The organism is Pseudomonas sp. Kh14 (assembly GCF_900291005.1).
Classification (GTDB): domain Bacteria; phylum Pseudomonadota; class Gammaproteobacteria; order Pseudomonadales; family Pseudomonadaceae; genus Aquipseudomonas; species Aquipseudomonas alloputida.
In genome coordinates this window covers 497891-523481 of the sequence record NZ_OLKJ01000038.1, presented here as the reverse complement: position 1 = coordinate 523481, position 25591 = coordinate 497891, and the positions used below count along the sequence as shown (strand labels likewise).

General features: G+C 62.4%; 17 protein-coding genes and 1 pseudogene. 13 read left to right on the top strand and 5 right to left on the bottom strand.

Annotated elements, in window-relative coordinates:
* The first annotated feature begins 103 nt into the window (after positions 1 to 103).
* The 11 genes and pseudogenes from pilM (at position 104) to FQ668_RS24695 (ending at position 15126) form a co-directional block, all read left to right on the top strand.
* Positions 104 to 985, top strand: a pseudogene (pilM, locus tag FQ668_RS24745) (type IV pilus biogenesis protein PilM).
* A complete protein-coding gene (locus FQ668_RS24740; RefSeq protein WP_010955628.1) occupies positions 982 to 1518 on the top strand; it encodes a PilN domain-containing protein in 537 nt (178 codons plus the stop codon). Before pilM ends, FQ668_RS24740 begins: the two are co-directional and overlap by 4 nt.
* 11 nt (positions 1519 to 1529) lie before the next feature.
* On the top strand, positions 1530 to 2531 hold the full coding sequence (locus FQ668_RS24735) for a pilus assembly protein PilP (protein WP_053867804.1): 1002 nt from the start codon (positions 1530 to 1532) through the stop codon (positions 2529 to 2531).
* Positions 2455 to 3717, top strand: a complete 1263-nt coding sequence (locus tag FQ668_RS24730) for a type IV pilus secretin PilQ (protein ID WP_080999542.1) — start codon at positions 2455 to 2457, stop codon at positions 3715 to 3717. The genes FQ668_RS24735 and FQ668_RS24730 overlap by 77 nt, the downstream gene beginning before the upstream one ends.
* 4 nt (positions 3718 to 3721) lie before the next feature.
* The gene (gene aroK / locus FQ668_RS24725; protein ID WP_010955625.1) at positions 3722 to 4240 is read left to right on the top strand and encodes a shikimate kinase AroK; all 519 of its coding nucleotides are present in this window, start codon (positions 3722 to 3724) and stop codon (positions 4238 to 4240) included.
* A gap of 96 nt (positions 4241 to 4336) precedes the next feature.
* A complete protein-coding gene (gene aroB, locus FQ668_RS24720; protein WP_041166613.1) occupies positions 4337 to 5434 on the top strand; it encodes a 3-dehydroquinate synthase in 1098 nt (365 codons plus the stop codon).
* A gap of 15 nt (positions 5435 to 5449) precedes the next feature.
* Positions 5450 to 7039, top strand: a complete 1590-nt coding sequence (locus FQ668_RS24715) for an SPOR domain-containing protein (protein WP_019439128.1) — start codon at positions 5450 to 5452, stop codon at positions 7037 to 7039.
* 373 nt (positions 7040 to 7412) lie between these two features.
* Entirely contained in the window at positions 7413 to 11858 is a 4446-nt protein-coding gene (gene gltB, locus FQ668_RS24710; RefSeq protein ID WP_014592707.1) for a glutamate synthase large subunit, read from the top strand.
* 123 nt (positions 11859 to 11981) lie between these two features.
* Positions 11982 to 13400 (top strand): FAD-dependent oxidoreductase, encoded by a 1419-nt coding sequence (locus FQ668_RS24705; RefSeq protein ID WP_003249156.1) that lies wholly within the window; start codon positions 11982 to 11984, stop codon positions 13398 to 13400.
* Between the two features lie 194 nt (positions 13401 to 13594).
* Positions 13595 to 14659 (top strand): uroporphyrinogen decarboxylase, encoded by a 1065-nt coding sequence (hemE, locus tag FQ668_RS24700; protein WP_014592706.1) that lies wholly within the window; start codon positions 13595 to 13597, stop codon positions 14657 to 14659.
* A 119-nt stretch (positions 14660 to 14778) separates the two neighbouring features.
* Complete coding sequence (locus tag FQ668_RS24695) at positions 14779 to 15126, top strand: YgiW/YdeI family stress tolerance OB fold protein (protein WP_014592705.1); 348 nt, start codon at positions 14779 to 14781, stop codon at positions 15124 to 15126.
* Positions 15127 to 15193: 67 nt separating this feature from the next.
* On the opposite strand, the gene FQ668_RS24690 is transcribed toward FQ668_RS24695, so the two are convergent.
* Positions 15194 to 16381, bottom strand: a complete 1188-nt coding sequence (locus FQ668_RS24690; RefSeq protein ID WP_230855376.1) for an MFS transporter — start codon at positions 16379 to 16381, stop codon at positions 15194 to 15196.
* Between the two features lie 165 nt (positions 16382 to 16546).
* On the opposite strand from FQ668_RS24690, the gene FQ668_RS24685 reads away from it, so the two are divergent.
* Positions 16547 to 17446: a LysR family transcriptional regulator gene (locus FQ668_RS24685; protein ID WP_010955618.1), complete on the top strand. Its 900-nt coding sequence runs from the start codon at positions 16547 to 16549 to the stop codon at positions 17444 to 17446.
* A 76-nt stretch (positions 17447 to 17522) separates the two neighbouring features.
* Positions 17523 to 18296, top strand: coding sequence for a ParA family protein (locus FQ668_RS24680; RefSeq protein WP_003249168.1), 774 nt, complete (start codon positions 17523 to 17525; stop codon positions 18294 to 18296).
* On the opposite strand, the gene trxC is transcribed toward FQ668_RS24680, so the two are convergent.
* The 4 genes from trxC to FQ668_RS24655 form a co-directional block, all read right to left on the bottom strand.
* Positions 18293 to 18727 carry a thioredoxin TrxC gene (gene trxC / locus FQ668_RS24675; protein WP_014592703.1) on the bottom strand — a complete coding sequence of 145 codons (435 nt, stop codon included), beginning with the start codon at positions 18725 to 18727 and terminating at the stop codon, positions 18293 to 18295. The two genes, FQ668_RS24680 and trxC, sit on opposite strands and share 4 nt — an antisense overlap.
* A 130-nt stretch (positions 18728 to 18857) precedes the next feature.
* On the bottom strand, positions 18858 to 20318 hold the full coding sequence (gene selO, locus FQ668_RS24665) for a protein adenylyltransferase SelO (protein WP_019437771.1): 1461 nt from the start codon (positions 20316 to 20318) through the stop codon (positions 18858 to 18860).
* Between the two features lie 181 nt (positions 20319 to 20499).
* Positions 20500 to 23808 carry a mechanosensitive channel MscK gene (gene mscK, locus FQ668_RS24660; RefSeq protein ID WP_014592701.1) on the bottom strand — a complete coding sequence of 1103 codons (3309 nt, stop codon included), beginning with the start codon at positions 23806 to 23808 and terminating at the stop codon, positions 20500 to 20502.
* A gap of 35 nt (positions 23809 to 23843) precedes the next feature.
* The gene (locus FQ668_RS24655) at positions 23844 to 25586 is read right to left on the bottom strand and encodes a potassium/proton antiporter (protein WP_010955613.1); all 1743 of its coding nucleotides are present in this window, start codon (positions 25584 to 25586) and stop codon (positions 23844 to 23846) included.
* Positions 25587 to 25591 lie beyond the last annotated feature (5 nt).

The window sequence follows — 25591 nt, the reverse complement described above, 5'->3', positions numbered from 1 at the left end:
CAGGCTACTCGTCGACTCGATGGGTAGCCCTGGCCCAGTGTTGCCGCGGGGTTGCGACAGGTGGCTGCGCTTGGCAGCTGCAACAGACAGCAAAGGAGTCGCGATGTTTGGACGCTTCGGCAAGGATGCCGGTTCACTCGTGGGGGTGGAAATTACGCCCGACGCCGTTCGGATAATGCAACTGCAGCAGCGCAATCGACGCTGTCGTGTGATGGGGTCGGCACAAGAGCTGTTTCAGGCGCCGCTGGCCGATGACTGGGCTGAGGCGCCTGGGGTGGTGGTGGCTGCGCTGCAGCGGGCTTACCGGCGCAGCGGCCTCAGGCAACGCCGGGTAGCGCTGGCACTGCCGGCCAGTCAGGTTATCTGCAAGTTGTGCCATATGCCGGTGGAGCAGGGTGGGGCGCAGTTGGAGGCACAGCTGCTTGCCGATGCAGAGCGGCTGTTTCCGTTTCCGCTGGAAGACCTGGCCTTGGATTTTCAGGTCATGGGGGCTTCCCATGACCAGCCGGGTTGCTCCGAGGTAATGGTTGCTGCCTGTCGGCAGAGTGCGCTGGCGTCACTCGAAGCCGTCGTCGAGGAGGCAGGCTTGCAGTTGGAAGCCGTCGAGGTCGACAACATTGCCTTGCGCCGCATGTTGCCACAGGGTGGCCTTGAGGGAGCAGCACTGCTGCGTGTCGAAACCCGCAGCGTAACCCTTCATGACTGGCAGCCGGGCAGGGCTTACCAGCGCTGTGAGCTGCAGTCGACTGGCCCGGACATGAACGGACAATGGCCAGAGCGTCTCTAGGCTTTACTGGTCGGGCAGAGCCTGCCTGCGGGGTTGTGGGTTGCCAGCAGCTTATCGATCAATTCGGGCTGGCTACAAGCCCTTGGCAGCCGGCTGAATGTGCCGTGTACCTACCTGCCTGGGCTGGCAGGGCTGGAACATGTTGATGGGGCGATGCTCCTGGCCTGCGCCTTGGCCTTGGGAGGGCTGCGCCCATGATGCGGCTGAACCTTCTGCCCTGGCGCGAACGGCAGCGTCAGGCGGCGCTGCGGCGTTTTCGAGGCCAGTTGATTGCTGGCGCACTATTGGCTTTGTGCGCCGTGATGCTGGTCGATCAGCTGGCCCGCCAACGCGGGCAGCAGCAGGTGCTGGCCAATACCCAGCGCCAAGCGACCCTTGATATACAGGATGAGCAGTTGCAGCCACTGGCCGAAGTGCGTGCACAGCATGAAGCCCTACTTGCCCGTGCGGTGGCCCTGGAGGGCCTGCGCGCCCATCAGGGTGTATTGGCCGGTGTCTTCGCCGACCTTGAAGGAGCGCTGCCTGAAGGTGTGCAGCTAATCGGCCTGAGCCTTGATAGTGGCCGCTTGCAGGTGACAGGGTTGGCTGCCTCCGGTGCTGTGGTGGCGCAGTTCATGCGCGACTTGAACCGCTCGAACGTTTTGCTCGATCTGGAGCTCAAGCGCATCAAGAGCCTGCCGGACGGCGATGAGTTTCTGCTCACCGCTCGCGTTGCGGCGTTCTGGTCGTGAGTACAGCGCAGATGCTCGCTTGGCTGGCGATGGTCGAGGGCTCAGGCCGCTTCCGACGGTTGGCGCCAGCGCTGGTAGCTGTGGTGCTGTTTAGCCTGGGCTGCGCGATGCGCCTGCCTGCCCTGTTACAACAGCAGGCGCGGGAGGATGCCAGGCATGTCGAGTTGAACCAGCTGCAGGCAGCCAATGCAGTGCAGTTGGCCGAACTGGAGCGGCTGAAGGCTTTAGTGTTGATTGCCGAGCAGCGGTTGCAAGAGGCGCACTGGTATCTGGCCGCCGGGGAGAGCATGAGCGACCTGCTTGAACGGCTGGCAGTGTCGGGGCATGCACATGGCTTGCTTGTCGAACGCCTCGATGTAGAGGAGGGTGAGCAACAGGCCGGATTCAGCAAGGTACCGCTGGTGGTGCAAGTGGTGGGGCGTTATCCGGCCTTGCGGCTGTGGCTGGACGACTGGTTAGGGCAGGCGCGGATTCTGCGCAGCGGTGACATGAGCCTGGCAAACGTTGATCGCCAGCCTGGACTGTTGCGCCTGCAGTTGCGGGTTGATGCCTATCACGCGGCTACGCCCATGAAGGCACCTGCAATACTGGCGCACCTGCCGGCAAGGGCCGCAATGGCTGCGCCTGAAGTGGACCCGTTTGCGCCCGCTGCGGCGCGAGCAGCCAGCGCCGGGCTGGTCGGCGTGCCGTTGGCGCAGCTGGAAATGGTCGGCAGCCTGGCGCGCGGGGCGGCACACGAGGCACTGCTGATGGCGGCTGGCAAGCTCTATCGCGTACGCCCGGGCGACCGGGTAGGGCGTGATCAGGGGGTAGTGATGCATGTAGACCAACATCAGGTCGAAGTGCGTGAACGGCTGTTCATGGCGGGGGTATGGCACGAGCGCACGGCGTTCATCACCCTCACCAAGCGCCTGGGCAAGGAGGCCTCGGACCCGAATGAAAACGTGGATGAACTACCTGTTGGCAACCCTGCTGTCGATACCGCTGGCTTCGGCGACGCCTTACCAGGGTGAACCCCTGTCGCTGAACTTCCAGGATGTTGAGGTGCGTGCGGTGCTGCAGGTGCTGGCTGACTACGCTGGCGTCAACCTGGTCGCCAGTGATGCAGTAAAAGGCAGTGTCACTTTGCGTTTGCAGGACGTGCCGTGGGATCAGGCGCTTGACCTGGTGCTGCGCAGCAAGGGCCTGTCCCGGCGCCAGGAGGGCAATGTGCTGTTGGTGGCACCTGCAGCCGAGTTTGCCGCGCAATCGGCAGACGCCCGGGTGAGTCAGGCGCTGGAGGCGCACCTGCAGCCATTGCGTCGAGAGCTGCTGCCCATTCACCACGCCAAGGCCGCCGATCTTGCGCAGTTGCTGCTGGCGGGCCTGGAGGGTGACGGCATCCCTCCGGCTAGCTTGAGTGTCGATGAGCGCACCAATACGTTGGTGGTGTATCTGCCCGCTGACCGCCTGGCCGAGATGCGCCAGCTGGTGGCGCAGTTGGATGTGCCGGTGCGTCAGGTAGCGATCGAGGCGCGTATCGTCGAAGCCAACGTCGATTATGAGAAAAGCCTGGGGGTACGCTGGGGTGGGCCGCTGTACGGCGAGAAACTGCGGCCCGGCAAGGAGCTGTTCGTCGACCTCGGTCTGGAGCGTGCCGGCAGCAGTATCGGCCTGGGTTTGTTGCGCGGTGACGTGTTGCTGGACCTGGAGCTCAGTGCCATGGAAAAAAGCGGCAACGGCGAGATCATTTCGCAGCCCAAGGTGGTCACGGCCGACAAGGAAACGGCGAGGATACTCAAGGGTACCGAGGTGCCTTACCAGGAAACGAGCCAAAGCGGCGCTACCTCGGTATCGTTTCGCGAAGCCTCGCTGTCGCTGGAAGTAACGCCACAGATCACCCCGGACAACAAGGTGATCATGACCGTCAGGGTGACCAAGGACGAGCCGGATTACGTCAATGCCTTGAACAACGTACCGCCGATCCGCAAGAACGAGGTCAATGCCAAGGTGCGCGTGGCTGACGGCGAAACGATCGTGATCGGTGGCGTCTACTCGACTTCGCAAAACAATGTGGTCGACAAGGTGCCATTTTTCGGCGATCTGCCGTATGTTGGGCGGCTGTTTCGACGCGATGCATTACAAGAGAAAAAATCCGAGCTGCTGGTCTTCCTGACTCCGCGTATCATGAGTGACCAGGCGATTGCTGTGAGTCGTTGATTCTGTGCGAAATTTGATACTTGTGGGGCCCATGGGCGCTGGTAAAAGCACCATCGGACGCCTGTTGGCCAAAGAGCTGCGCCTGCTGTTCAAGGATTCCGACAAGGAAATCGAACTGCGATGCGGCGCAAACATCCCGTGGATTTTCGACAAGGAAGGCGAGCCGGGTTTCCGTGATCGCGAGCAAGCGATGATCGCCGAGCTGTGCGCGCTCGACGGTGTGGTCCTGGCTACCGGCGGTGGCGCGGTGATGCGCGAAGCCAACCGACAGGCGTTGCATCAGGGTGGCCGGGTGATCTACCTGCATGCTTCGGTCGAGCAGCAAGTCGGTCGCACCGCGCGCGACCGCAATCGCCCGCTGCTGCGCACGGCCAATCCCGAGGCGACCTTGCGCACCTTGCTGGAAACCCGCGACCCGCTCTACCGCGAGATCGCCGACCTGGTTGTTGAAACCGACGAGCGGCCACCACGCATGGTGGTGATCGATATTCTCGAGCGCTTGCAGCAGTTGCCGCCCCGTTAACCCGGGACTATTCTCGGCCTCCAGCGCCGAGGCGAGGCTCAACGTTACCGCGCAGGTCGCCGGATGGCGCCGCGCCCAAGTACATTGTGGGGATACATGCAGACACTAAAGGTCGACCTGGGCGAGCGTAGCTACCCGATCTACATTGGCGAAGGCCTGCTGGACCAGCCTGAGCTGCTGGCGCCGCACATTGCGGGTCGGCAGGTTGCCATCGTTTCCAACGAGACCGTAGCGCCGCTGTATCTCGAACGCCTGAGCAAGACCCTCGGTGCCTACTCGGTACTGCCAGTGGTGTTGCCCGATGGTGAAGCCCACAAGAACTGGGAAACATTGCAGCTGATCTTCGATGGCCTGCTGACAGCCCGCCATGATCGTCGTACTACTGTGGTCGCTCTGGGTGGTGGCGTGATTGGTGACATGGCTGGTTTCGCAGCTGCCTGCTACCAGCGCGGCGTCGACTTCATCCAGGTGCCGACTACCCTGTTGTCCCAGGTCGACTCTTCCGTGGGGGGCAAGACCGGCATCAATCATCCGCTGGGCAAGAACATGGTCGGTGCGTTCTATCAGCCCAATGCGGTGCTGATCGATACCACCAGCCTCAAGACCCTGCCAGCGCGAGAGCTGTCTGCAGGCCTGGCCGAAGTGATCAAGTACGGCCTGATTTGCGACAAGCCGTTCCTCGCCTGGCTCGAAGACAATATGCAGGCACTGCGTGCCCTCGATTCGGCAGCACTGACCGAGGCCATCCGCCGCTCTTGCGCGGCCAAGGCCGCAGTGGTGGGTGCTGACGAGCGCGAGTCGGGCGTACGGGCCACGCTGAACCTGGGGCATACCTTCGGGCATGCTATCGAAACCCATATGGGCTATGGCGTGTGGCTGCACGGCGAGGCTGTCGCGGCGGGCACAGTGATGGCCCTGGAAATGTCCATGCGCCTTGGCTGGATCGACCAGGCTGAGCGTGATCGTGGAATCCGCCTGTTGCAGGACGCAGGTTTGCCGGTGGTGCCACCACAGGAAATGACCCCGGCGCATTTCATGGAGCACATGGCGGTCGACAAGAAGGTGCTCGACGGTCGTTTGCGTCTGGTGCTGCTGCGCCAGATGGGCGAGGCCGTGGTGACCGACGACTATTCGAAAGAGATTCTTCAGGCCACGCTGTCGGCGGATTACCGCGCGATCGTGGCCCAGCTTTGAGGTTGTGACAGCGCAATGACAAGTTTGCATGCCGATGAGGCCTTTCTCGACCATTACCAGTTGAGCCATGATCCGTTCGCGCCCCGCGTACCTGGCTTCAAGTTCTTCCCGGCCCAGCGCAAACCGGTGCTTGGCCAACTGCACCACCTGGCGCGCTATAGCCAGTTGATGCTGGTGGTCAGCGGCCCGTTGGGCAGCGGCAAGTCGCTACTGCGCCAGGCCCTGGTGGCCAGCACCAACAAGCAGACTGTGCAAAGTGTGGTGGTGTCGGCCCGCAGCGCCAGCGATGCCTCCAGTATGCTCGCGCAGGTTGCGCAGGAGCTGGGTGTGGCCCAGCCCGAGGTGCAGGCGATCCTGTCGAAAGTGGTGCAGCTGGCACTGACCGGGCAGGAAGTGTATTTGCTGGTGGACGATGCGGAACAACTCGACGAGTCGGCACTCCAAGCGTTGCTGGAATTGGCGGCGGGAGTACCTGAAGGGCGTCCGCACGTGTTTCTGTTCGGTGAGCCATCGCTGATTGCCGGGCTGGATGAGCTCAATGTCGAGGAAGAACGTTTCCACATCATCGAGCTTGCCCCCTACAGTGAAGAAGAAACCCGCGAGTACCTGGAACAGCGCCTGGAAGGGGCTGGTCGGGGCATCGAGGTGTTCAGCCGTGAACAGATCGCCGATATCCATGAAAACTCCGACGGCTGGCCTGGCAACATCAATCAGGTCGCCCGTGACACTTTGATCGAAGCCATGATCGCCAGCCGCTCGACGGCCAAGCGACCAACCATGGGGTTCAAGATGCCTAAAAAACATGTGCTCGCGCTGTCCGCTGTGGTCGTGGTTGCCGTTGCGGCCGCGGTATTGATGCCCAAGAAAGGCGACAAGGCCCCTGCCGAAGCGCCGGCCGCCCAGGCCCAGTTGCCGCTGGGTGACGGCAAGCAGGGTGCTGCCATCGAGTTCTCTGGCTCGTCCCAGCCAATGCCGCTGCCATTGGTTGGCCAGTCGCAGCCGGTGATGCGCGAGCCGCTGGCCCAGGCCGCAGGCATGGGCGAGGGTGAAGAGGGAGGCCCGGCTGTCGACACCGCGCTGCAGCCTGGCAACCCGCCACCGACCGTAACTACCATCGCGCCGCCCCAAGGTGTGCCGGCTGGCCCGGCGCCTGCGCCTGCCCAGCCCGTGCAGTCGGTTGCGCCTGCACCGAAGCCTGTTGCAACCCAGCCCGCCAAGCCGGTTGCGCCGGCCAAGCCAGCACCGGCGCCGACCCAGGTCGCCGTGGCCAAGCCGGCTGCCAAAGCTGCCGAAAAACCAGCCGCCGCTGGCGCTGGCAACAGTGGCTGGTATGCCGGACAGAAGCCGGGCAATTATGTGGTGCAGATCCTTGGTACCAGCTCCGAGGCGTCGGCCCAGGCTTACGTCAAGGCCCAGGGTGGCGACTATCGCTACTTCAAGAAAAACCTGCAGGGCAAGCCCTTGTACGTCGTGACTTACGGCAGTTTCGCCAACCGCGACGCAGCGGTTGCGGCAATCAAGAACTTGCCAGCGAAGGTCCAGGCTGGTAAACCTTGGCCACGTACCGTCGGCAGCGTCCAACAAGAGCTGGCCACGGCCCGCTGATACCTTCCGGGCGGCATCACCCCGCCGCCCAGTAGCTAAGCGAATTCTAGCTTTCGACTAGCCTGCTGCGCCCGAGCGCGGCAGGCTTTTCTGTCCCGGACTGCCGGCCACAAGCCCCTAGTTGCAGTCATGGCTGAAACGCTTCAGACTCGAGCCAAGCCGCTATCACGGCGCATGGCGCAAAAACATTCAAAATTGCGACATAAATTTTCAGGTATGAGACATGAAAATTTGTGGGCGTCGCTGTCGCTGTGCAACAATGGTTTTCCATGACCACCGCAAAAAAGCTGGCGTTTGATCGGCGTGGATGGTAAGTGGTTGTTAAAAAAGAGATTTACCTCCGTTGAGAGGTGAACCTGGTGAGAATGTGTCTATGAAAACAGGTCTGTACCATCCCGAAGAATTCAAGGACAACTGTGGTTTTGGCCTGATCGCCCATATGACGGGTGAGCCGAGCCACCACCTTCTGCAAACTGCCATGCAGGCGCTGACGTGCATGACCCACCGCGGCGGCATCAATGCCGACGGCAAGACCGGTGACGGTTGCGGTCTGCTCATGCAGAAGCCCGATCAATTCCTGCGTGCCATGGCCCAGGAGCACTTCGCTGTCGAGCTGCCCAAGCAGTACGCCGTCGGCATGGTGTTCTTCAACCAGGACCCGGTCAAAGCCGAAGCTGCCCGCGCCAACATGGACCGCGAGATCCTCGCCGCCGGCCTGAAACTGGTCGGCTGGCGCAAGGTGCCGATCGACACCAGCGTCCTCGGCCGCCTGGCCCTGGAGCGCCTGCCGCAGATCGAGCAGGTGTTCATTGGCGGTGAAGGCCTGAGCGACCAGGAATTCGCCATCAAGCTGTTCAGTGCCCGTCGTCGTTCGTCGGTGGCCAACGCCCACGACGCCGACCACTACATCTGCAGCTTCTCGCACAAGACCATCATCTACAAAGGCCTGATGATGCCGCGCGATCTCGCGGCGTTTTATCCAGACCTGGGTGATGAGCGCCTGCAAACCGCGATCTGCGTGTTCCACCAGCGCTTCTCCACCAACACCCTGCCGAAATGGCCGCTGGCGCAGCCGTTCCGCTTCCTCGCCCACAACGGCGAGATCAACACGATCACCGGTAACCGCAACTGGGCCGTGGCTCGTCGCACCAAGTTCGCCAATGACCAGATCCCGGACCTCGAAGAGCTCGGCCCGCTGGTCAACCGCGTCGGTTCCGACTCGTCCAGCATGGACAACATGCTGGAACTGATGGTCACCGGTGGCATCGACCTGTTCCGCGGCGTGCGCATGCTGGTACCGCCAGCGTGGCAGAACGTCGAGACCATGGACGCCGACCTGCGCGCCTTCTACGAATACAACTCCATGCACATGGAGCCGTGGGATGGCCCGGCCGGTATCGTCATGACCGAAGGCCGCCACGCGGTGTGCCTGCTCGACCGTAACGGTCTGCGCCCGGCGCGCTGGGTGACCACCACCAATGGTTACATCACCATCGCCTCGGAAATCGGCGTATGGGGCTATCAGCCTGAGGAAGTGCTGGCCAAGGGCCGTGTCGGCCCGGGCCAGATCCTTGCCGTGGACACCGAAACCGGCCAGATTCTCGACACCGACGCCATCGACAACCGCCTGAAGTCGCGGCACCCGTACAAGCGCTGGTTGCGCCAGCACGCTACGCGTATCCAGGCGACGCTGACCGACGACCAGGGTGTGGCCAGCTACGACGCTGACCAGCTCAAGCAATACATGAAGATGTTCCAGGTCACCTTCGAAGAGCGTGATCAGGTACTGCGCCCGTTGGGTGAGCAGGGCCAGGAAGCCGTTGGCTCGATGGGTGACGACACGCCGATGGCTGTGCTGTCGCAACGCGTGCGTTCGCCGTACGACTTCTTCCGCCAGCAGTTCGCTCAGGTGACCAACCCGCCGATCGACCCGCTGCGCGAAGCGATCGTGATGTCGCTGGAAATCTGCCTGGGTGCCGAGCGCAACATCTTTCAGGAGTCCCCGGAGCACGCTTCGCGGGTAATCCTCAGCTCGCCTGTCATCTCGCCCGCCAAGTGGCGTTCGCTGATGAACCTGGAGCGCGAAGGCTTCGACCGCCAGCTGATCGACCTCAACTATGAGCAGGGCGTTGGCCTGGAAGCGGCCATCCGCAACATTGCCGACCAGGCCGAAGAAGCTGTGCGTGGGGGCAAGACCCAGCTGGTGCTGAGCGACCGTTATATCGCCCCGGGCAAGCTGCCGGTGCACGCTTCGCTGGCCGTTGGTGCAGTGCACCACCGCCTGACCGAACAAGGCCTGCGTTGCGACAGCAACATCCTGGTGGAAACCGCTACCGCCCGTGATCCGCATCACTTCGCCGTGCTGCTGGGCTTCGGTGCCTCGGCCGTTTACCCGTACCTGGCGTATGAAGTACTGGCTGACCTGATCCGTACCGGCGAAGTGCTGGGTGACTTGGACGAAGTGTTCAAGTACTACCGCAAAGGTATCTCCAAGGGCCTGCTGAAGATCCTGTCCAAGATGGGTATCTCCACCATCGCCTCGTACCGCGGTGCACAGCTGTTCGAAGCCATCGGCCTGGCCGAGGAAGTGGTCGGCCTGAGCTTCAAGGGCGTGTCCAGCCGCATCAAGGGTGCGCGCTTCGAAGACCTGGAGAACGACCAGAAGCTGCTGGCGGCCGAAGCCTGGAGCGCTCGCAAGCCGATCCAGCAAGGTGGCCTGCTGAAGTTCGTCCACGGCGGCGAATACCACGCCTACAACCCGGACGTGGTCAACACCCTGCAAGCCGCCGTGCAGCAGGGCGACTACGCCAAGTTCAAGGAATACACCACGCTGGTGGACCAGCGCCCGGTGTCGATGATTCGTGACTTGCTCAAGGTGAAAGTGGCCGACCAGCCGCTGGCGCTGGAGCAGATCGAGCCGCTGGAGGCGATTCTCAAGCGTTTCGACTCGGCGGGTATCTCGCTGGGTGCACTGTCGCCGGAAGCCCACGAAGCGCTGGCCGAGGCCATGAACCGCCTGGGCGCACGCTCCAACTCTGGTGAAGGCGGCGAAGACCCGTCGCGCTATGGCACCATCAAGAGCTCGAAGATCAAGCAGGTGGCCACCGGCCGTTTTGGTGTGACCCCGGAGTATCTGGTCAACGCCGAAGTGCTGCAGATCAAGGTTGCCCAGGGCGCCAAGCCGGGTGAGGGCGGCCAGTTGCCGGGCGGAAAGGTCAACGGCCTGATCGCCAAGCTGCGTTATGCGGTACCGGGCGTGACCCTGATCTCGCCACCGCCCCACCATGACATCTACTCGATCGAAGATCTGGCCCAGCTGATCTACGACCTCAAGCAGGTCAACCCACAGGCGCTGGTATCGGTCAAGTTGGTAGCCGAAGCAGGCGTGGGCACCATCGCCGCGGGTGTGGCCAAGGCCTATGCCGACCTGATCACCATCTCCGGTTACGACGGTGGTACCGGTGCTTCGCCGCTGACCTCGATCAAATACGCCGGCGCCCCTTGGGAGCTGGGCCTTGCGGAAACCCACCAGACCCTGCGCGGCAACGACCTGCGTGGCAAGGTACGGGTGCAGACCGACGGCGGCCTGAAAACCGGCCTGGACGTGATCAAGGCGGCCATCCTCGGCGCCGAAAGCTTCGGCTTTGGTACCGCGCCAATGATTGCCCTGGGCTGCAAGTACCTGCGCATCTGCCACCTGAACAACTGCGCCACCGGCGTGGCCACCCAGAACGACAAGCTGCGCAAGGACCACTACATCGGCACCGTCGACATGGTGATCAACTTCTTCACCTTTGTCGCCGAAGAAACCCGCGAGTGGTTGGCCAAGCTGGGTGTGCGCAGCCTTGGCGAGTTGATCGGCCGTACCGACCTGCTCGAAGTACTGCCAGGTGACACCGAACGCCAGCAATACCTGGACCTGTCGCCGCTGCTGGGCAGCTCGCACATTCCTGCGGACAAACCGCAGTTCTGCGAAGTCGACAAGAACCCGCCGTTTGACCTGGGCGAGTTGGCCGAGAAGATGGTTGATATGGCCATGCCGGCCATCCGCGACCAGGCGGGTGGCGAGTTCAGCCTCGACATCTGCAACTGCGACCGCTCCATTGGTGCGCGTGTGTCGGGCGAAATCGCCCGCCTGCACGGCAACCAGGGCATGGCCGCGGCGCCGATCACCTTCCGCTTCAAGGGGACTGCGGGCCAGAGCTTTGGTGTGTGGAACGCCGGTGGCCTGAACCTGCACCTGGAAGGCGACGCCAACGATTACGTCGGCAAAGGCATGACCGGTGGCAAGATCACCATCGTGCCGCCAGCCGGCAGCCCGTTCGAAACCCAGCACAGCGCCATCGTCGGCAACACCTGCCTGTACGGTGCCACTGGCGGCAAGCTGTTTGCCGCAGGCACTGCGGGCGAGCGCTTCGCTGTACGTAACTCCGGCGCCCATGCTGTTGTTGAGGGCACTGGCGATCACTGCTGTGAATACATGACCGGCGGCTTTGTCTGCGTTCTGGGCAAGACCGGTTACAACTTCGGTTCTGGCATGACTGGCGGCTTTGCCTACGTGCTCGACATGGACAACAGCTTCGTCGACAAGCTCAACCACGAGCTGGTGGAAATCCAGCGTATCAGTGGCGAAGCGATGGAGGCCTACCGTAGCCACCTGGCGCGTGTCCTTGCCGAGTATGTGGATGAGACCGGCAGCGAGTGGGGGCGTGAGCTCTCGGAGAACCTGGACGACTACGTGCGGCGCTTCTGGCTGGTCAAGCCGAAGGCAGCCAACCTGAAGCAGCTGTTGTCCAGCACCCGTGCCAACCCGCAGTAAAAACAGCTGCAAGTGGCAAGCCTCGAGCTGCAGGTAATGGCAGTACGAGGTTTGCCCGGCTTAAGTGATCGTCTTGCGGCTTGCAGCGTGTAGCTTGCAGCTGCTGTAAAGAGGTTTTGAAAAATGGCTGAACGTCTGAATAACGACTTCCAGTTCATCGAAGTGGGCCGAAAGGACCCGAAAAAAAAGCTGCTGCGCCAGCGCAAGAAAGAGTTCGTGGAAATCTACGAACCGTTCAAGCCGCAGCAGTCCGTGGAGCAGGCGCACCGCTGCCTGGGCTGCGGTAACCCCTATTGCGAGTGGAAGTGCCCTGTACACAACTTCATCCCCAACTGGTTGAAGCTGGTCTCCGAAGGCAACATCCTGGCTGCGGCGGAACTGTCGCACCAGACCAACACCCTGCCGGAAGTATGCGGCCGTGTTTGCCCGCAAGACCGCCTGTGCGAGGGTGCCTGCACCCTGAACGACGGTTTTGGCGCGGTGACCATCGGCTCGGTGGAGAAGTACATCACCGACACCGCCTTCGCCATGGGCTGGCGTCCGGACATGTCCAAGGTCAAGCCAACCGGCAAGCGCGTTGCCATCATCGGCGCCGGCCCGGCGGGCCTGGGCTGCGCCGACGTGCTGGTGCGCGCCGGGGTAACCCCGGTGGTGTTCGACAAAAACCCTGAGATCGGTGGCCTGCTGACCTTCGGTATCCCCGAGTTCAAGCTGGAAAAGACCGTGCTCAGCAACCGCCGTGAAGTGTTCACCGGCATGGGCATCGAGTTCCGCCTGAACACCGAGGTGGGCAAGGACGTGACCATGGAACAGCTGCTCGCCGAGTACGACGCGGTGTTCATGGGCATGGGTACCTACACCTACATGAAAGGCGGCTTCCCGGGTGAAGACCTGCCGGGCGTGCATGACGCACTGGACTTCCTGATCGCCAACGTCAACCGCAACCTGGGTTTCGAGAAGTCGCCGGAAGACTTCGTCGACATGCAGGGCAAGAAAGTGGTGGTGCTGGGCGGTGGTGACACCGCGATGGACTGCAACCGTACCTCGATCCGTCAGGGTGCCAAGGCGGTGACCTGTGCTTATCGTCGTGACGAAGCCAACATGCCGGGTTCGCGCAAAGAGGTGAAGAACGCCAAGGAAGAGGGCGTGAAGTTCCTCTACAACCGCCAGCCCATTGCCATTGTGGGTGAGGACAAGGTCGAAGGCGTCAAAGTGGTCGAGACCCGCCTGGGCGAGCCTGATGCCCGTGGCCGCCGCAGCCCTGAGCCAATCCCGGGCTCCGAAGAGATCCTGCCGGCAGACGCCGTGGTAATCGCCTTCGGCTTCCGCCCGAGCCCTGCGCCGTGGTTTGAACAGCATGGCATTCAGCTGGACAGCCAGGGCCGTGTGGTTGCCCCGGAGAAGGGCAAGTTCAAGCACCAGACCAGCAACCCGAAAGTGTTTGCTGGTGGCGACATGGTGCGCGGTTCGGACCTGGTGGTGACTGCGATCTTCGAAGGGCGTACGGCTGCCGAGGGTATCCTGGACTACCTCGAAGTCTGACGTTCGACCTGTTCGCGGGCGTGCCCGCTCCCGCAGGGTTAAGCGCAGAACCCGTGGGGGCAGGTATGCCCGCGAAGCTTTTGTATACAAAAATGCTTGATCTGTGGCATCCAATAGACAAAACACATGGCCATGGCCGTGCCTTTTGCGCTGGTGTCTGAGAAAATGCCCGCACTATTTTTCCGGATGCCGACATGACTGCCCTGAAGAACGATCGTTTCCTGCGTGCACTGCTCAAGCAACCCGTAGACGTTACCCCGGTGTGGATGATGCGCCAGGCCGGCCGCTACCTGCCGGAGTACCGCGCCAGCCGCGCCAAGGCCGGTGACTTCATGAGCCTGTGCATGAACCCGCAGTTCGCCTGCGAGGTCACCCTGCAGCCGCTGGACCGCTACCCGCTGGACGCAGCGATCCTGTTCTCGGACATCCTTACCATTCCTGATGCCATGGGCCTGGGCCTGTACTTCGAAACCGGTGAAGGTCCGCGTTTCAAGAAGGTCATCAGCACCCCCGCCGACATCGAAGCGCTGCCAGTCCCGGACCCACAGAAAGACCTCGGTTACGTGATGGACGCGGTCAGCACCATTCGCCGTGAGCTCAATGGCCGTGTGCCGTTGATCGGCTTCTCCGGCAGCCCGTGGACCCTGGCCACCTACATGGTCGAAGGCGGCTCGTCGAAGGACTTCCGCAAGACCAAGGCCATGGCCTACGACAACCCGCAAGCCCTGCACCTGCTGCTGGACAAGCTGGCCCAGTCGGTCACCAGCTACCTTAACGGCCAGATCCTTGCCGGGGCCCAGGCCGTGCAGATCTTCGACACCTGGGGCGGCAACCTGTCGGCGGCGGCCTACCAGGAGTTCTCACTGGCCTACATGCGCAAGATCGTCAGCGGCCTGATCCGCGAGCACGAGGGGCGCAAGGTGCCGGTGATCCTGTTCACCAAGAATGGTGGTTTGTGGCTGGAAAGCATCGCCGACGCAGGTGCCGACGCACTGGGCCTGGACTGGACCTGCGAGATCGGCGACGCCCGCCGCCGCGTGGGTGACAAAGTAGCCTTGCAAGGCAACATGGATCCGACCGTGCTTTACGCCAAGCCCGAGGCCATTCGCAAGGAAGTGGCGCGCATCCTGGCCAGCTATGGCCACGGCACTGGCCATGTGTTCAACCTTGGCCATGGCATTACCCCGGAAGTCGACCCGGAGCATGCCGGCGTGTTCATCAGCGCCGTGCACGAGCTGTCGGCGCAGTATCACCAGTGAGGTGACATGCGGAAACCAAAAGCCCGGCCATGTGCCGGGCTTTTTATTTTGCATTAAGTTTTAATTCAGCGATCGTCGTTAATCTGGCCCCATCGAAACCGAAACAGGACCCGATCCTCATGAAAATCCGTCATCTCGCCCTCATCCTCGCCCCATTGTTCAGCACTGGCGCATTTGCCGCTGGCTACACCGGCCCTGGCGCACAGTCGGTAACCACGGTTGCCGCCGCGAACGACGCCGCCGATGACACCCCGGTTGTGCTGCAGGGCTTCGTGACCAAGAAGATCAACAACGACGACAAGTACGAGTTCAAGGACAACACCGGCACCATCACTGTTGAGATCGACGATGAGGACTTGCCGCCGACGCCGTTCAACGACAAGACCAAGGTGAAGCTGACCGGTGAGGTGGAAAAGCACCTGATGAGCCGGGAAGTGGATGTGGATATTGTCGAGATCATCAACTGATCTGATGGCCTCTTCGTGGGCACGCCCGCCCCCACAGATTGTGGGTGCGGGCGTGCCCACGAATGCATCACACCTTTTTGGGTGGTAACTTGCTCAGGTGTAACGCCACCAGCAATGCCACCGCCAGCAAGCTGCCAATGAACAGCCCGATCCCGTTCCAGCCCCACTGGTGCCAGAACACCCCGCCCGCCGTACCGGCCACGCTGGAGCCGGCGTAGTAGCAGAACAGGTACAGCGACGACGCCTGCCCCTTGGCCTTCAGCGCCCGGCGGCCGATCCAGCTGCTGGCCACCGAGTGCGCACCAAAGAAGCCGAAGGTGAACACCAGCATGCCCACGATCACCATCACCAGTGGACTGGCCAGCGTCATCAGCAAGCCAACCGCCATTACCACGATACTGGCCCAGAACACCTTGCGCCGTCCCAGCTTGTCCGCCAGGGCGCCGACCTGTGCCGAACTGTAGATGCCCGACAGGTAAACCACCGACAGCAAGCCGACCAGTGCCTGATTCATGTGGTAGGGCTCGGCCAGCAGGCGGTAGCCGATGTAGTTGAACAGCGTGACGAAGGCGCCCATCAGCAGGAAGGCTTCAAGGAACAGCCAGGGCAGGCCTGCATCTTTGAAGTGCATGACAAAACCGTCCAGCAGGCTGCGTGGGTTCATCGTCTGTGCGCGGAAATTGCGTGATTCCGGCAGCACCTTCCAGAACACCAGCGCGGCCACCAGGGCCAGGCCGCCGATGGTCAGCATCGCCGTGTGCCAGCTGACGAAGTCGATCAGTACGCCCGTGATGAGCCGCCCGCTCATGCCGCCAATCGCGTTGCCGCCGATGTACAGGCCCATGGCCAGGCCAATGTGTTGCGGGTGGATCTCTTCGCTCAGGTAGGTCATCGCCACTGCCGCCAGGCCGCTCAGCGACAGGCCGACCAATGCGCGGGTGGCCAGTACCAGCTCCCAGCTGGGCATCACTGCGCTGGCCAAGGTGGACAGGGCGGCGCAGACCAGCGCGAACACCATCACGGGCTTGCGTCCGATGCGGTCAGAAATGGGGCCGGTGATCAGCAGGCCGAACGCCAGCATGGCGGTGGACACCGACAGCACCAGGCTGCTCTGCGCCGCGTTGATGGCAAACTCCCTGGATAGCAGAGGCATCATCGGCTGTACGCAGTACAGCAGGGCGAAGGTGGCGAAACCGCCGCTGAACAAGGCCAGCACGGTTTTCATGAAGGCGGGTGTGCCTTTTTCGATCCACATTTCGGTCAGGATGGCAGGTTTTGGCTCAAGGAGGAGGGGGGCTACTGCAGTTTTCACGGGCGGGTACCTCTGGCGCAATGAAAAAAGCATATAGCTGGCTAACGATTAGATCCAATATATTGTTCGACCTATTTGAGATGTTTGGCGACTTGTTTGGAGCGGATCATGGAACTGCGTCATCTGCGTTACTTCATTGCAGTGGCCGAAGAGCTGCACTTTGGCCGCGCCGCCCAGCAGCTGGGTATTTCCCAGCCGCCCTTGAGTCAGCAGATCCAGGCCCTGGAGCAGGAGTTGGGGGCCCGGTTGTTCGATCGGACCAACCGTCGTGTCGAACTGAGCGAGGCCGGTCGATTGTTCCTCGAGGAAGCGCGCCAGGTATTGGCGCAGGTGGAGAAGGCTGCGGATGTTGCCCGGCGTGCGCAGTTGGGCGAGCTGGGGGAGATGAAAATCGGTTTCACTTCCTCGGCCCCGTTCACCTCGAAAATCCCCAAGGCCATTCATGCCTTCCGTCAGCGCTTTCCGGCGGTGCACCTGAACCTCAAGGAAATGAGCAGCCGTGACGTTGCCGAAGGGGTATTCGACGAGTCCATCGAGGTGGGGTTGATGCGGCCGATGCCGCTGCCGGAGGGGTTGGTGGCCACCGAGTTGTTCCGAGAACCGTTGGTGGCGGTGATCAATGCCTCGCATCCGCTGGCCGAGGGCACTGAGCAAGGCGTCTACATGGCGGCGTTGGCCCCTGAGCCCTTCGTGTTCTTCCCGCGCAGTTATGGCAGCGGCTTGCATGCACAATTGCTGAGCCTGGCGCGGCATGCGGGTTTCAGCCCCCATTTTGCGCAAGAGGCAGGGGAAGCGATGACCATCATCGGCCTGGTCTCGGCGGGGCTGGGGGTGTCGGTGTTGCCGGCATCGTTCCAGCGCATGCGCATAGAAGGGGTGGTGTACCGCACCTTGCTCGATGAAGAGGCGATGACGGCGGTGTGGCTGGTGCAGCGCGAGCGTGGTCATTCGGTGATGGCCAAGGCATTTGCCGAGTTGTTGACAGGGCAGGTGGTCGGTCAGGCGTGATGCCGGTCAAATGGCACTGGTCATTGCCCCACTGCCGCCACATACTCGGGCATTCGTTGATACACGGAGGTCAATCATGCGGCGCGTGGTGTTCAATCAGAAAGGTGGCGTGGGCAAGTCGAGCATTGCCTGCAACCTGGCGGCGGTCAGTGCCAATGAAGGCTACCGGACCTTGTTGATAGACCTGGATGCCCAGGCGAACTCGACCCAATACCTCACCGGCCTGACCGGCGAGGACATCCCCATGGGCATCGCCGACTTCTTCAAGCAAAGCCTTTCCAGCGGGCCGTTCAGCAAGAAGAACAAGGTCGATATCTACGAAACCCCGTTCGACAACCTGCATGTTGTCACCGCCACTGCCGAGCTGGCCGACCTGCAGCCAAAGCTGGAGGCAAAACACAAGATCAACAAGCTGCGCAAGTTGCTCGACGAGCTGGATGAGGATTACGAGCGTATCTACATCGATACCCCGCCGGCGCTTAATTTCTATGCGGTTTCTGCGCTGATCGCTGCCGATCGTGTGCTTATCCCCTTCGACTGCGACAGCTTTTCGCGCCAGGCCCTGTATGGCCTGCTGGCCGAGATCGAAGACCTCAAGGAAGACCACAACGAAGACCTGGTGGTCGAAGGCATCGTTGTGAACCAGTTCCAGTCACGTGCCAGCCTGCCGCAGCAGATGCTCGACGAGCTGCTGGCCGAAGGTTTACCGGTGCTGCCGGTGTACTTGGGCAGCTCGGTGAAAATGCGCGAATCGCACCACGCCAGCCTGCCGCTGATTCACCTGGAGCCGCGGCACAAGCTGACTCTGCAGTTTGTCGAGTTGCATTCGCTGCTTGAGGAGAATGCTTAAATCCCGTGGTTACGCAGCCACTCCAGCAGGGACTGGAGTGGAAACGCCCCGGCCTGGCGGCTGACTTCACGGCCGTTCTTGAACAGCAGCAGGCTGGGGATCGAGCGTATGCCCAGTTGCCCTGCGAGGTTACGGTTGGCTTCGCTGTCGAGCTTGGCCAGGCGGCAGCGGCCAGCAAGCTTCCGGGCGGCCTCTTCAAAGGTGGGCGCGAATGACTTGCACGGGCCGCACCAGTCGGCCCAGATGTCGACCAGCAGCGGCAGGTCGCCTTTGATCTGGCTGGCATAGCTGGCCTCGGTGAGCTCGAAAGGGGTGCTCAACAGCACGTCCTGTTTGCAGCGACCGCATTTCGGCGCATCGCCCAGGCGCTCGGCGGGCAGGCGGTTGAGGCCGTTGCAGTGGGGGCAGGGGATTACCAGTGGGTCGGTCATTTCATCTCCGGTGTTGGGTTCACGGTTTCCTTGTGGGAGCGGGCGTGCCCGCGAACACCGGCGAAGCCGGTGCAATCCATCACGTTGCCTGCTTCGCGGGCAAGCCCGCTCCCACAGGATTCGGCGCTAATCAGGAAGAGCAGCTGATTTCCAGGTGCTTGCCCCACTCCGGCGGTCGCTCGGCGTAGGCCTGCATCCCGGGCTGTTCCTCGAAAGGCCTGGTCAGGACTTGGTGCAGCCGTCGAACTTCACTGTAGTCCCCCGCCTCGGCCGCTTCGATGGCTTTCTGCGCCAGGTAGTTGCGCAACACGTACAGCGGGTTTACCGCATGCATCCGCTCACGGCGGCCTTCAGCATTGTCGGGTTCACGCCCACAGCGGGCCAGGTAGTCTGCGCCCCAGGCATCGAAACCGGCCAAGTCGATAAAGTCATCGCGCGCCACCTTCAGCGCCTCGGCCACCGGCTGCTCACCCAGTGTGCGGAAGAACAGGCTGTAGTCCACGCCACCGCGTTGCATGCACTGCAGCAGGCGCTCGACCAGCGCCATGTCATCATCTTCGGCAGTGGTCAGCCCCAGGCGTCGGCGCATCAGGTCCAGGTAATGGGCCTGGTACAGCGGCAGGAACAGGCCCAACGCTTCCTTCAGTGGCTCAACTTCGATCACGGTGGTCAGTGCCTGGGCCAGCGCGCTGAGGTTCCAGTGGGCGATGGGCACCTGGTTGGCGTAGCTGTAGCGGCCACGATCGTCGGAGTGGTTGCAGATGAAGTTGGCGTCGAAGTCATCCAGGAACGCATAGGGGCCAAAATCGAAGGTGATGCCGAGGATCGACATATTGTCGGTGTTCATCACGCCGTGGCAGAAGCCATACGCCTGCCAGCGGGCGATCAGTTCGGCATTGCGCTCGACGATGGTGCGGAACATGGCCAGGTAAGGCTGCTCGGCGTCACGGCATTCGGGATAGTGCTGTTCCAGCACATGGTCGATCAACACGCGCTGCTGCTCGGGCTGCTTGGTGTAGTAGAAGTACTCGAAATGACCGAAACGCACATGGCTCTGCGCCAGACGCGTCAGCATGGCCGCACTTTCACGGGTTTCGCGCCACACCGGGGTGCTGGAACCGATTACGCACAGTGCCCGGCTGGTAGCGATACCCAGGGCGTGCAGGGCTTCGGAGGCGAGAAACTCGCGGATCGACGAGCGCAGCACGGCGCGGCCGTCACCCATGCGGGAGTAGGGTGTCTGGCCAGCGCCCTTGAGGTGCAGGTCCCAGTGTTCGCCTGCGTCGTTGAGCACTTCGGCCAGCAGCAGGCCACGGCCGTCGCCCAGACGCGGGTTGTACGAGCCGAACTGGTGGCCGGAATAAACCATCGCCCGAGGGTCGGCCTCTTCCCACAGTTTGTGGCCGCTGAACAGTTCGGCGAACACCGGCAGCTCGGCCTGGGCGGGGTCGAGGTCGAGCAAGGCCATGGCCGACTCGCTCGCTACCACCAGGCGCGGGTCTGCAATGGGCTCGGGCAGCACCTGGGTGGAGAACGCATCGCCCAGGCGGGCGAAGCGGTTGTCGAAGGTGAGTTGGTCGAGGGCTTTCACGGGACTGCTCCTTGGAAACGGTGCCAATGGGGCCGCTGGCGGCCCTTCGCGGGTAACCCGCCCCTACAAAGAACATGCAGCGCCTGAAAGCCGTGCGGTCCCTGTGTAGGAGCGGGTTCACCCGCGAACGAGGGCGAAGCCCTCGCTGCCATCTTGCACACAATAAAGCATTCGAGCCTATTCAGGCCGAAGCAGTGCCATCCGATTTCGGCTGCTCCATCGGAATCAATTGCTGTTTGCTGCCCTTCGCATCCATCAGGAACACCTCTACCTGGCGTACCGAGATCTTGATGTTGTGGGCCTTGAACTCGCGGTTGATGTAGCGGTTGATCTCGTCCAGCGTCGGGTTGCGGTCGCCCAGGTCACGCACGTGCATGCGCAGTTCGTGGTCCAGCGAGCTCTCGCCGAAGTTGAGGAAGTACACGATCGGTTCCGGATCCTTGAGCACGCGTGGGTTCTCATGCGCGCCCTTGAGCAGCAGGTCGCGCACCAGGTCGAGGTCTGAGCCATAGTCGATGCCCAGCTTCAGCGTCACCCGGGTGACCGTGTCGGTCAGCGACCAGTTGATCAGTTGGCCAGTGATGAAGGTCTTGTTGGGGACGATGATGTCCTTGCGGTCGAAGTCGGTGATGGTGGTGGCACGGATGCGGATCTTGCTTACCGTGCCCGACAGGTTGCCGATGGTGATGGTGTCGCCAATCCGTACCGGGCGCTCGAACAGGATCATGATGCCGGAGATGAAGTTGGCGAAGATTTCCTGCATGCCGAAGCCCAGCCCTACTGACAGCGCAGCCACCAGCCATTGCAGCTTGTCCCAGCTCACCCCCAGGGTCGACAGGGTGCTGACGATGCCGATGCCGACGATGGTGTACGACAACAGCGTGGTGGTGGCGTAGGCACTGCCCTGGGCCAGGTTCAGGCGAGACAGCACCAGTACTTCCAGCAAGCCTGGCAAGTTGCCGGCCAGGGCGAAGGTAATGCCGACGATCACCAGCGCGCCGAGCAGGTCGCCGAGGCTGATCGGTACCATGCTGGCGGCGGCGCCGGTGCCGCTGGTGTATTCGTAGAGGACGAAATTGTTGAGGTAGGCGAACACCGAGATCAGGTCTGCCCATACCCAGTACAGGCCGGCGATGAAGCCGCCGAGCAGGGCCAGGCGGATCAGGCGCAGCGACTGCTGGTTCACCTGTTCGATATCCAGCGTTGGCTCTTCGGTGATGACTTCGCCATCCAGCCCTTCCTTGGCTGCCGCACGCTTGGTCAACGCACGCTGGTAGGCCAGGCGTCGTGCAGCTACCGACAGGCCGCGCACGAAGGCAGCCTCGATCACCAGCCAGAACAGCAGCAGGTACAGGGTGTAGATGAGTCGGTCGGTAAGCTTCAGTGCGGTGTAGTAGTAGCCGAAGCACACGGCGACGAACAGGGCGATGGGCAGGGCGGTGAATGCCACCCCCACTGCCCTGCGGAATAGCGAGGTGTCACGGTGTGCCGGGCTGCTGAGCAGCAGGCGGCTGAGCAGCCAGGCCATCAGCGCATAGCAGGTCAGCACCACGCCGATGCCCAACACGTCGTCTGCCAGTGCCGAAGGTTGGTGCTCGGCCACCGCCACCACACCGACCAGTGCCAGCACCACGGTGCCCAGGCGGCGAACCCAGCCGCGCAGGAACTCGACCTGCGGTTTGTGCCAGCGGAAGTGGACTTCCGCCACGCCACCCGGAGCGAGGATACGGTAGGCGGTGTAGAACACCAGCCAGGCCTGGGCCAGCTGCCAGAGTGCGGCGCCCAGGTTGGCATTCTGCCCGCGGGCGTCGATCTGCAGGGCGTAGCTGCACAGCGCCAGACCAAGGCTGACCGGCATCGCCAGCAGAATGTTGATAAGGATTGCCTGGGGCGTGTGCCATTGGCTGTCACGGCGGAAGTGGCCGATATCCTGGTGAACTTTGCCTAATCGTTGGTAAAGGTATTTGCGCCGCCACAACAGCGCGCCGATCACCAACAGCAGCGGCAGGAACAGCAACGGGCGCTGGCTCAGGCCATCGGCCAGCTCTTTCAGGCTGGAGCCCCACGGCAGGTTGGCGACCTGGTCGGCCAGGCGCTCCGGCACGTATTGCAGCCAGTCCCAGTCCAGTGGCTTGTTGCTGGGGATCCAGAACATTTGCTCGTCGAGGGTGGTGCGCAGGCTCTGCGCGGTGCCCAGCAGCTGCTTCTGGTTGAGCTGCAGGGTGATCGATTCGTTGAGCAGCGCCGACAGTTCGCGGTTCAGCCGCTCCAACAGGTCGCTGCGGGTGATGGCCACTTCCAGCAGGGCCTTGCGCAGCTGCGGTGTCACATCTTCCTGCGGTTGCGCCGCCAGCAGCTTGTCGACGTAGGTGACCGGGCTGCTCATCTGCTCGCGTTGCTGGTTGACTTCGAACTGGTACAGGCGGGTGTCGGCGATCTGGTCGGCCAGGTCGCGGTCGACCTTCAGGTGCGGCAGGGTCTGTTTCTGTTTATAGAGAATCTTCGACAGCAGCAGGCTTCCCTTGAGCACGTTGATCTGCTCGTCAAGCGCCTGGTCGGCCTGGGTCAGGCTGTCGAGCTGCTGCTTGGTGCGCAGGTTCTGCTGGGTCAGTTCGTTAAGGCGGTCGGTGCTCTTGAGCAGGTAGTCGGAAAGCTTGAGGTTGATCGCGCTTTCAGTGGCCAGCAGGCTGCTGCCGCCGGCCTTCTGAGCCTCGATCGACTGCTGGGTGACGGCTTCCTGGGACTGGGCCAGGCGTTTGGCGTTGATCAGCGTCTGCAGGTCCTGGATTTCCTGCTCCAGGCGCGCAGCGCGCTCGACCAGCAGGTCGTGACGCGCATTGCCAAGGTCTTGCAGCAGGCTGTTGCCGGCCAGTTCCTGGCGGCGCAGCAGGGTCAGCGCGTTGAGCGAGGCCAGCTCGGCGTTGAGCTGGTTGCGCTGGTCGGCATTGATGGCTTTGCCACCGTCCTTGCCGGTTTTGAGGATGTTGTTGATCTGCTGGGTGCGGGTCTGGCTGCTGCTGATTTCGGCCTGGGCGCGCTCGGGGCGGGTTTGCGAGTTGATGATCAGGCTGTTGGCTTCAGACAGCGCCTTTTGCAGCTCGCCCTGCAGCGTGTTGCGTTCGCTGAGCATCTGTTCAAGCTGCGGCACGGTGAGGTTGGCGTAGCGCTGTGCCACCGGTTGTGCCTTGGTTTCCTTGAGCTTGGCCAACTCCTTCTGGCTGTCGCTGGTCTCCTTGGGGGCACTGCTCAGCTGCTGCTTGAGTGCAGCCAGTTTCTTTTCGTTGTCTTCCTTGGCAGCAAGCAGGCTCAACGTTTGTTCGAGCACCTGCTGCAGCGCCTTTTGGTCTGCCTCGGGCAGCTTGCGCTCGGCGATCTTGTCGAGGCTGTTCTGGATACTGGCGGTGGTCGGGGCTTCTGCCGCGCTAGCCGCAAAAGAAAGGGACAGGCACAACCCGAGCAGGGCTGTGCGAAGGTACACGCGCAGGGACATAGGCAGACTACTTGTGGATCCGGCTGAAACGAAGTTTAGAGGAACAATCCTGGTCCGGGTCGCGTTCCTTCGGGGAATCTGACGCCTACTTTCTGGATCTTGTTCCCGTCCATGGTTGCCACGGTCCAGATCGTGCCATGCCATTCGACCTGGTCCCCTACTACTGGAGCGCCTCCGACCTTCTGTCGGATGAACTGCGCCAGCGGCATTTTCGCGTCGAGGCCATCGAGCTTCAGGCCATACAACGCTGCCACCGCACCCAGTTCGGCATCGCCTTCGAGCACGAAGTCGCCGAAGAAACGCAGGTCCAGGCCACGCTGTGGCGCCTGGCTGAACAACTTGCCGAGGGCCGGCAGGTTGTGTTCGTGGCCGATCACGCAAAGCATGTCGCCAACCTCCAGCACGGTGCTGCCCGACGGGTGCAGCAGTTGCTCACCACGGAACAGCGCGGCAATCCGCGTGCCTTCGGGCATTTTCAGTTCGCGCAGGGCGGCACCGATGCACCATTTTTCTGCGCCCAGGCGGTAGACGAACATCTCCCACTCGCTGGTGATGTGCACCTCAAGGGCGGAGCGGGAGATCGGCGCCGGGTCTGGCGGAACCGTCACTTTCAGCAGCTTGGCCACCCACGGCAGGCTGGTGCCTTGCACCAGCAGCGATACCAGCACGATGAAGAAGGCCAGGTTGAAGAAAAGCTGGGCGTCTGGCAGGCCCGCCATCAGCGGGAACACCGCCAGAATGATCGGTACCGCGCCGCGCAGGCCGACCCACGAAATGAAGCCCTTTTCGCGGCCATGGAAAGCCTTGAACGGCAACAGGGCCGCGACCACCGACAGTGGCCGCGCCACCAGGATCATCCACAGCGCCAGGCCCAGTGCCGGCAGGGCGATGGGCAGCAGGTCGTGCGGCGTGACCAGCAACCCCAGCACCAGGAACATGCCGATCTGGGCCAGCCAGGCCATGCCGTCGAGCATGTGCAGGATGCCGTGGCGGCTACGGATCGGCTTGTTGCCCAGCACCAGGCCGCACAGGTAAACAGCGAGGAAGCCGCTACCATGCAGGGCGTTGGTCAGCGAGAACATCACCAGGCCGCCGGCCACTACCAGAATGGGGTACAGGCCGCCGGCCAGATTGATACGGTTTACCAGTTGCAGCATCAGCCAGCCGCCGCCCAGGCCCAGCAGCGTGCCGATACCGAACTCACGCAGCAAGTGACCCAGCAGGCTCCAGTGCAGGCCGGTCTCGCCGCTGGCGATCATGTCGATCAAGGTGACAGTGAGGAACACCGCCATCGGGTCGTTGCTGCCCGACTCGATCTCGAGGGTAGCGGAAACCCGCTCGTTCAGGCCTTTGCCGCCGAGCAGCGAGAACACTGCAGCGGCGTCGGTGGAGCCGACGATGGCGCCGATCAGCAGGCCCTGGATCAGGCTCAGGTTGAACAGCCAAGCGGCGATCAGGCCGGTGAGGGCGGTGGTGATCATCACCCCGACCGTGGCCAGCGACAGCGCCGGCCACAGCGCCACGCGGAAGCTTGCCACCCGCGTACGCAGGCCACCGTCAAGCAGGATGACGGCCAGTGCCAGGTTGCCCACCAGGTAGGCGGTTGGGTAATTGTTGAAGATGATGCCGCCACCATCGACACCGGCGAGCATGCCGACGGCGAGGATGATGACCAGAATAGGGATACCCAGGCGCGATGACAGCGAGCTGACCAGGATACTTGCACCCACCAGCAATGCGCCGATCAGGAACAGGCTGTTGATGGTGCTTGCATCCAAAGGCA